We start from the raw sequence: 7,875 nt of genomic DNA, 5'->3' as shown, positions 1-7,875 counted from the left end.
ATTGGAGTTAAGCAAACGCCGAGGAAGGGATGAAAGCGTGGACGTCAATCGAATATTCGATCTAAAAGGTCGCACGGTGATCATCACCGGCGCCAGCAAAGGCATCGGCAAAGACATCGCGACGTTTTTGGCGGAAGCCGGCGCAAATGTTGTCATGATTGCGAGAAGCAAAGAAAAACTTGAGCAGGCAGCTGAAGACATTCGTTCATGCGGTGGAAACGTATTACCAGTTTCAGCCGACCTGACAGATGTGGATCAATTTCCAAAGCTCGTGAGGCGCATCCGTGATCACTTTGGAACGATCGACGTATTGATCAATAATGCGGGATTAAATATCCCGAAAAAAGCGGAAGACGTGACGACGGAAGACTGGGACAAAGTGTTGGACATCAATTTGCGCAGCGTGTTTTTTTTCAGCCAAGCGGCAGGGAAGGCGATGATTGAACAACAGCGTGGAAAAATCATCAACATGTCCTCGCAAATGGCATTCGTCGGGTATTACAAGAGAGCCGCATACAGTTCAAGCAAAGGCGGGATCACTCAGTTGACGAAAGCGCTTGCGATTGAGTGGGCACCTCATGACATCCAAGTCAATGCGATTGCGCCGACGTTTATTGAAACAGCGCTCACGAAACCGATGTTTGCAGATAAAACGTTTCGCGACGAAGTGTTGAGCCGCATTCCTTTGGGAAGGCTGGCGAAAACAGAAGATTTATTTGGTGCCGTCCTTTATTTGGCGACGAATGCATCGAATATGGTGACAGGGCAAACGATTTGCGTCGACGGCGGTTGGACCGTTTGGTAGCGGTTCACTTTTTTTATCAAAGAACAGAATACGTATTCATTCAATGGTGACATTTTGAAACAAGAGGAGAATCGTTATGAATGTAAAAAAACAAACGAACATCACGAATCAGGAAATGGAAGATAAATGGATCATGAGGTTTAATGATATGAAAGATAGGGGCATTCCGCTCATGTTTATCGATAGTATCATTCCCGGTCATCAACGGGTGAATTACGCGGTCATCGGGGACACGGCCAGTGAAAATCCCGATTTCAATCCGATCATTACTGAACCTCACGGCTTTCAAATTGGCATGGTGAAGGCGCCGCCGGGAAACGGTCCTGCTTATCATACGCATGATTATATCGAATCGTTTTTACCTTTGACTGGGGAATGGCGCTTTTATTGGGGAAACAGCGAGGAAGAAGTCGAAGGCGAAACGATCATCGGCCAATGGGATTTAATCTCGCTTCCGCCTGGCTTGTGGAGAGGATTTGAAAACATCAGCGAGGAAGACGCATGGATATTCGCGGTATTGGAACAGCATCAAGTTTTTGACGGAAAAGATCCGTACTGGGATCCGAAAGTCGTACGCAAAGCGGCTGAATACGGGTTTCATGCCGATGATAAAGGAAAAATGATTCCGCCTGAAAACTTCAAGGAATTGGAAAAACAAATGGCAAAAAAATTACGCGTCGGTGAATGACATAAGGAGTGGTGAATGGTGAGTGAATACTTAAAGGAACGACGACCTGAAAGAAAAGCATCGAAAAAAGAATTGCAGGAAAAAGTGGCCGCGATCTTGGATGACATCCGTGAAAACGGCGATGCGGCTGTCCGAAAATATTCAGAGCAATTCGATAATTGGAACCCGGAATCTTTTCGGTTGAGCGAAGATGAAATTGAAAGGGCGATACGCACACTGCCAGAAACCTTCATTGAAGATACGAAATTCGTAGCGGAACAAATTCGCACGTTTGCGCAAAAACAATTGGAAAGTATGTCGGAGTTTGAAGTAGAAACCTATCCTGGTGTATACCTCGGACAACGGTTGGTCCCGGTGGAAGCAGTTGGCAATTATGTGCCTGGCGGCCGTTACCCTCTCATTGCCTCAGCGATAATGAGTACAATTCCGCCGAAAGTCGCCGGTGTTGAACGTGTATCATCTTTTACGCCTCCGGGAAAAGATGGTAATGGAATACCAGCTGAAGTCATTTTTGCTTTGAAAAATGCAGGTTCTGACGAAATTTATTCTTTGGGCGGGGTTCAAGCGATCGGAAGTGCCGCGTATGGCACGGAAACGATCAACGCGTCTGACATGGTCGTCGGTCCCGGGAATGCATTTGTTGCCGAAGCCAAACGGCAAATTTTCGGAGATGTCGGCATCGATTTGCCAGCGGGTCCGAGTGAGATTTTAATTATCGCGGATGATTCTGCAGATCCTGACATCGTCACAGCCGATTTGCTCGGACAAGCCGAACACGATCCGAATGCTCGTGCGATCTTGATCTCCACATCGGAATTGCTGGCGAAAAAAGTCATTGGCTTGATACCAGAACAACTGAAAACATTGCCGACGGCAGAAGTGGCCGGAGAAGCATGGGAACAAAACGGTGAAGTCGTCGTCGTCCGCGATTATGAAGAAGCGGCGAGTTTATCGGATGAATATGCGATTGAACATTTGGAAGTGCAAACTTTGAATAATGATTGGTTTCTTAACCGTTTGAAAAACTACGGTTCGTTGTTCGTCGGCGAAGAATCGACGGTTGTGTATTCGGACAAGGCGATTGGTACGAACCATATTTTGCCGACGATGCGCGCTTCTCGATATACGGGCGGGCTGTGGGTCGGTAAATTCATTAAAACGTTGACTTATCAAAAATTGACTAGGGAAGGCAGCAAATTTATCGCTCCGGTGGCAGCAAGACAAGCGTCTGCGGAAAACATGATTGCTCATGCGGTGACCGCGGAAAAACGTATGAAAAAATATCAATAATTGGCGGGGAATAGGGGATTTTATGGAGAAAGCTTCGTTGTTGCTCTTGCCGGGTACGCTATGCAATCAAAGGTTGTGGGCACATCAAATGCAACATTTGTCTGATATCGCCGATGTAAAAGTACCCGATCTCACTCGGGACGATTCGATTGAAGACATGGCGCGCACGGTTTTGCGAGAAGCACCCGATCGTTTCGCGCTTGCCGGGTTGTCAATGGGCGGAATTGTATCGCTTGAAATCATGAGGCAAGCACCGGAACGCGTTACCGCACTCGCATTGCTCGATTCCAACCCGTTGCCTGCAAAACAAGAACAAAAGAAAACGTGGGATGGATTCATTGCAATGGCTCGTGAAGGACGCTTTCTGGAGATCACCGAAAAACATTTGCTGCCGACACTCATCCGGCAGGAATCGATCAATAATGAAAAGCTTGTATCGACGATCATAAAAATGGCGAAAGAGGTTGGAAAAGAAGCGATGATTCGCCAAATGACTGCGCTCAAGAGCCGGCCCGACGCACGAGAAGTGTTGGGTACAATTTCGTGTCCAACGCTCGTCATGCTCGGACGGCAAGACGTCGTATGTCCGTTGCATTTACATGAGTTGCTCGCAGAGAACATACCCGATGCACATTTGGTCATCGTAGAGGAAAGCGGACATTTAAGCAGCTTGGAACAACCACAAGCTGTAACAGCCGTTTTTCGATATTGGTTGCAAAGGAGCGAACCCTCATCATGGGAAACTTGATGAAAGAAAAGTTGAAGAACGGTGAAGATGTGCTCGGGGCATTCATCAATTTTTTTTCACCCTCTCTCGTCGAAATGATCGGGTACGCGGGATTCGAGTTCGTGATTATCGATAATGAACATGGGGCGTTCAGTTCATCGGAAACGGAGCACATGATCCGAGCCGCCGAAATTGCAGGTCTCGTTCCTATTGTTCGCGTATCTTATGACGCCGCGAGCATTCAAAAAGCGTTAGACCGGGGAGCAAAAGGCATTCAAGTTCCGATGGTCAATCATAAGGACGATGCGAAACGAGTCGTAAAATCTGCGAAATATCCCCCCGAAGGTATTCGGGGAACCGCTTATTCGATACGTCCGGCACAATTTGGCAAAAAAAGCGGGAGTTTATATTTACGCGAAGCGAATGATGAAACCCTTGTCGTTGTTCATATTGAAACCGTCGAAGCTGTGCGGAATATCGATGAAATCCTTTCCGTTTCCGGCATCGATGTCGTTTTTATCGGAACCGTCGATTTAGCGGTGAACATGGGTCATTCCGATGATGTGGAACATGAAGATGTACAGCTGGCGATTCAATCGATTTATGAAAAGGCGGAAGAAAAAGAAATACCGGTTGGTACGGTAGCCGGGAGTACGGACGGTGTTTTGAAACAATTTGCAAAAGGCGCCCGCTATGTCGGGGTTGTTGCCAATTCGGTTATTTCTGCGGCGCTGGAGGCAGTCGTTGATAAAAATCAAGAAGTGAATGGGAAGTGGAATGCATGAGCGATTCGAAATCTCAAGAGCCGAACAATCATCGGGAAAAACAACCGATAAGCCAAAAAATCTATTTCGGAAACAGCAACGAAGTGAATCGATTGATGTACAAGGACTATAACGAGTATTCGAAATTCACCGAACGAAGGCAAAGTATGAAAGGCTTCGATGAAGAATATTTGGATTTCGTCGACTATATTATCAAAATCACTCATCGCATTTGGGAAGAAAAAGGCATTGGGCAAATTTACAATACGTATCACAACGATGTACACATGCACATCGGCACGACGAAAAACCAAGGCATTCAAGAGGTAATTTCGGGAACTTTGCAAACGTTGCATGCGTTTCCCGACCGCAAGTTGATCGGTGAAAATGTTGTCTGGTCTGGCAATGACGTCGAAGGTTTTTATTCCTCGCACAGAAATTTCTCAAACGCGACGAACTTGGGTGACAGTCAATTTGGGCCGGCAACCGGCAAAAAAGCAATGTTTCGGACGATCGTCGATTGTTTCGTGCATTCAAACCGAATCGTAGAGGAATGGCTCGTACGCGACAACTTGGCAATCGTGAAGCAACTCGGATTTGATCCGGTCGAAACGGCGAAAAAGCTTGCCGCCGCATCGAAAAACAAACAACCTGCGTTGCAAATGCGCTCTGGGGTTGGTGATCCGATGGAAGGGCAATTAGTGCCTCCGTTGTATGAGAAACAATTAAGCGGATTCGATATTGGTGATTTCATTCTCGATCTGTACAATAAGATTTGGGAATGGCGCTTGTTCAACGAAGTGAAGAACTTTTACGCAGATACCGCGACATTGCATTACATCTGCAACAAGGATTTGGTCGGTTTTCAACAAATTCAGAGCATGTTGATCAGCTTGTTTGCCTCTTTCCCGAATGCAAAATTCATCGTTGAACGTGTGACTTGTAATCAAGGTGTGACGGAACAAGAATGGGACGCAGCGATCCGGTGGCGGCTCCAAGGCATCCATGAAGGCCTCGGCAGTTTCGGTCAACCGAGCGGCGAGCCCGTCGAAATCCTCGGCATAAGTCATTTGCGCATCCGAGACGAGAAAGTCGTCGAGGAATGGCTCACATTCGACGGATTGGATGTTTTGCGGCAAATTTATTCAAGTGCGGACACAGGTGAGCCCCAAGAAGAAAAATCGGAACAAGAAGTATAAATGGTAGATCACAAGCCTGTCGAGAAAAAATCGACAGGCTTCTTTAACGAAATTCTTTACGTAACGAACGCATATTCGCTACAATAAACGACAAGCAGTGTAATTGGATCCGGGGTGAAGAAATGATTCGCGTGAAGAAATCGCTTGAAGCATGTATGTCGCTCATCCGCAGCCAACCGGAATTTATGAATCATATCGCGCATTGGGAAACGATCCCGGCGAGAGAGGCACAATACGCCGAATTTCCGGAAAGTCTTGTACAGCCTTTAAGAGATTCATTGGCGAAACGAGGCATCGAACGTTTGTATGCCCATCAGCGTGATGCTTATGTGACGGCTAGTGAAGAGAGGAAAAATACCGTTATCGTGACGCCGACGGCGTCGGGGAAAACGCTATGTTATAACTTGCCTGTGTTGCAAGAAATCGTGAACAACCCAAACAGTAGGGCGCTTTATTTGTTTCCGACGAAGGCGCTTGCGCAAGATCAGAAAAGTGAATTGACGGAATGGATTGAAGAAGCGCATTTGGACGTGAACACTTATACATATGACGGGGATACGCCGTCGAACATCCGCCAGAAGATTCGTCAAGCAGGGCATGTCGTGATGACGAATCCGGACATGCTTCATTCAGGTGTGCTCCCGCATCATACGAAGTGGGTGTCGTTGTTTGAGAATTTGAAGTACATCGTTATTGATGAAGTGCACACGTACCGAGGGGTATTCGGCAGCCATGTCGCCAATGTGATGCGGCGGCTGAAACGGATTTGCCGTTTTTACGGCAGTGATCCGGTATTTATTTGTACGTCTGCGACGATTGCGAATCCGAAGGAGATCGCTGAGGCGTTGACGGGCAATCCGATGAAATTGATTGACAAAAACGGCGCGCCAGCGGGTGCGAAGCATTTCATGTTTTACAATCCTCCGGTTGTGAACAAGCCGTTGAATGTGCGAAGGAGTGCGACGCTTGAAGCGCGAAAGATCGCGAAACTGTTTCTTGAAAACGGCATTCAGACGATCGTCTTCGGCCGCAGCCGGGTGAGGGTAGAAATTTTACTGAGTTATTTGCAAAAAATTTTCCAGAAATCGCTCGGGGCACCGAAAATTCGCGGTTACCGCGGCGGGTATTTGCCGAAACAAAGGCGGGAAATTGAGCGCGGGCTCAGGAACGGCGAGGTGCTCGGCGTTGTCAGCACGAACGCGCTTGAGCTAGGGGTCGATATCGGCCAGCTGCAAGTGTGTGTGATGGCTGGTTATCCAGGTTCTGTCGCGAGTACGTGGCAGCAGGCGGGACGCGCCGGGAGGCGGCAAGGCGAGGCGTTGATCGTGCTTGTGGCATCCTCGAGCGCGCTTGATCAGTACATGGTGCAGCACCCGGATTATTTTTTCAACAGAAGTCCGGAACAAGCTCGCATCAACCCCGACAATTTGATCATTCTTGTCGATCATATTAAATGTGCGGCTTATGAGCTGCCTTTTGAAGAAGGAGAAACGTTTGACGGTACGGATATTCGCGACGTGCTTGATTTCTTGACGGAAGAACAAATTTTGCATTTTCAAAACAAGAAATGGTTTTGGATGAATGATTCGTTTCCGGCGAACAACATCAGTTTGCGTTCGGCTTCGCAAGAAAATGTCGTGATCATCGATCAAACGGAAGCAGCCAATGTAAAAGTGATCGGGGAAATGGATCGCTTCAGCGCGATGACGCTTTTGCATGACGATGCGATTTATTTGCATGAAGGCGTGCAGCATCATGTGGACAAGCTCGACTGGGAAGAAAAGAAGGCGTACGTGAAGCAAGTGAGCGTCAATTATTACACGGACGCGCAAATGGCCGTGCAATTGAAAGTGCTTGAAATCGATGAAGAACAGCAGTCGGAAAAAGCCGGATTTGCCTATGGCGAAGTCACGGTGAATGCGATGCCGACTTTGTATAAAAAAATTCGCTTTGAAACGCACGAAAATATCGGCTGGGGGCCGATTCACTTGCCGGAAGAAGAGCTGCACACGAGCGCGGCTTGGCTCGAACTGCCCGATGCCGTCGCCGGCTCGCTCAGCGAGGCGCATATCGAACACGGACTTGTCGGCATCGCCAACGTGCTTCGTTCGACGGCGCCGCTGTTCGTCCTTTGCGATTCGTCGGACTTGCACGTCGTGCCGCAAGTGAAGGCGACGCATTCGGAAAAACCTTCGGTCTTTCTGTACGACCGTTATCCGGGCGGCGTCGGCTTAAGTGAAACCGTCTACCGCTCGATCGTGCCTCTTCTCGAAGAAGTGCGGACGCTTATTCGCCAATGCGAATGTGACGAAGGCTGCCCGTCGTGCATCGGTTCGCCGACCGGCGAAGATCTCGATGCGAAGCAAGCAGCCTTGAAAATCTTGAACTTGATTTTATGAAGG

At 48.1% G+C, this 7,875-nt stretch carries 7 protein-coding genes; all 7 read left to right on the top strand.

The genetic code is table 11. The features are described from left to right. Position 1: 1 nt before the first annotated feature. The 7 genes from VFK44_01965 (at position 2) to VFK44_01935 (ending at position 7,872) form a co-directional block, all read left to right on the top strand. Positions 2-805 (top strand): glucose 1-dehydrogenase, encoded by an 804-nt coding sequence (locus tag VFK44_01965; protein ID HET7627129.1) that lies wholly within the window; start codon positions 2-4, stop codon positions 803-805. A 76-nt stretch (positions 806-881) separates the two neighbouring features. Then, positions 882-1,493 carry a cupin domain-containing protein gene (locus VFK44_01960; protein HET7627128.1) on the top strand — a complete coding sequence of 204 codons (612 nt, stop codon included), beginning with the start codon at positions 882-884 and terminating at the stop codon, positions 1,491-1,493. A gap of 18 nt (positions 1,494-1,511) precedes the next feature. Then, positions 1,512-2,783, top strand: a complete 1,272-nt coding sequence (gene hisD / locus VFK44_01955; GenBank protein ID HET7627127.1) for a histidinol dehydrogenase — start codon at positions 1,512-1,514, stop codon at positions 2,781-2,783. A 22-nt stretch (positions 2,784-2,805) separates the two neighbouring features. Beyond that, positions 2,806-3,531 (top strand): alpha/beta hydrolase, encoded by a 726-nt coding sequence (locus tag VFK44_01950; GenBank protein HET7627126.1) that lies wholly within the window; start codon positions 2,806-2,808, stop codon positions 3,529-3,531. After that, positions 3,519-4,295 (top strand): aldolase/citrate lyase family protein, encoded by a 777-nt coding sequence (locus VFK44_01945; protein ID HET7627125.1) that lies wholly within the window; start codon positions 3,519-3,521, stop codon positions 4,293-4,295. Before VFK44_01950 ends, VFK44_01945 begins: the two co-directional genes overlap by 13 nt. Beyond that, positions 4,292-5,473, top strand: a complete 1,182-nt coding sequence (locus VFK44_01940) for an ester cyclase (GenBank protein HET7627124.1) — start codon at positions 4,292-4,294, stop codon at positions 5,471-5,473. The genes VFK44_01945 and VFK44_01940 overlap by 4 nt, the downstream gene beginning before the upstream one ends. A 125-nt stretch (positions 5,474-5,598) precedes the next feature. After that, positions 5,599-7,872 (top strand): DEAD/DEAH box helicase, encoded by a 2,274-nt coding sequence (locus tag VFK44_01935; GenBank protein HET7627123.1) that lies wholly within the window; start codon positions 5,599-5,601, stop codon positions 7,870-7,872. The last annotated feature ends 3 nt before the right edge of the window (positions 7,873-7,875 follow it).

The organism is Bacillales bacterium, from assembly GCA_035700025.1.
In the GTDB taxonomy this organism is placed as follows: domain Bacteria; phylum Bacillota; class Bacilli; order Bacillales; family DASSOY01; genus DASSOY01.
The sequence above is the reverse complement of the archived record's forward strand: the minus strand, read 5'-3'. Positions and strand labels throughout refer to the sequence as shown.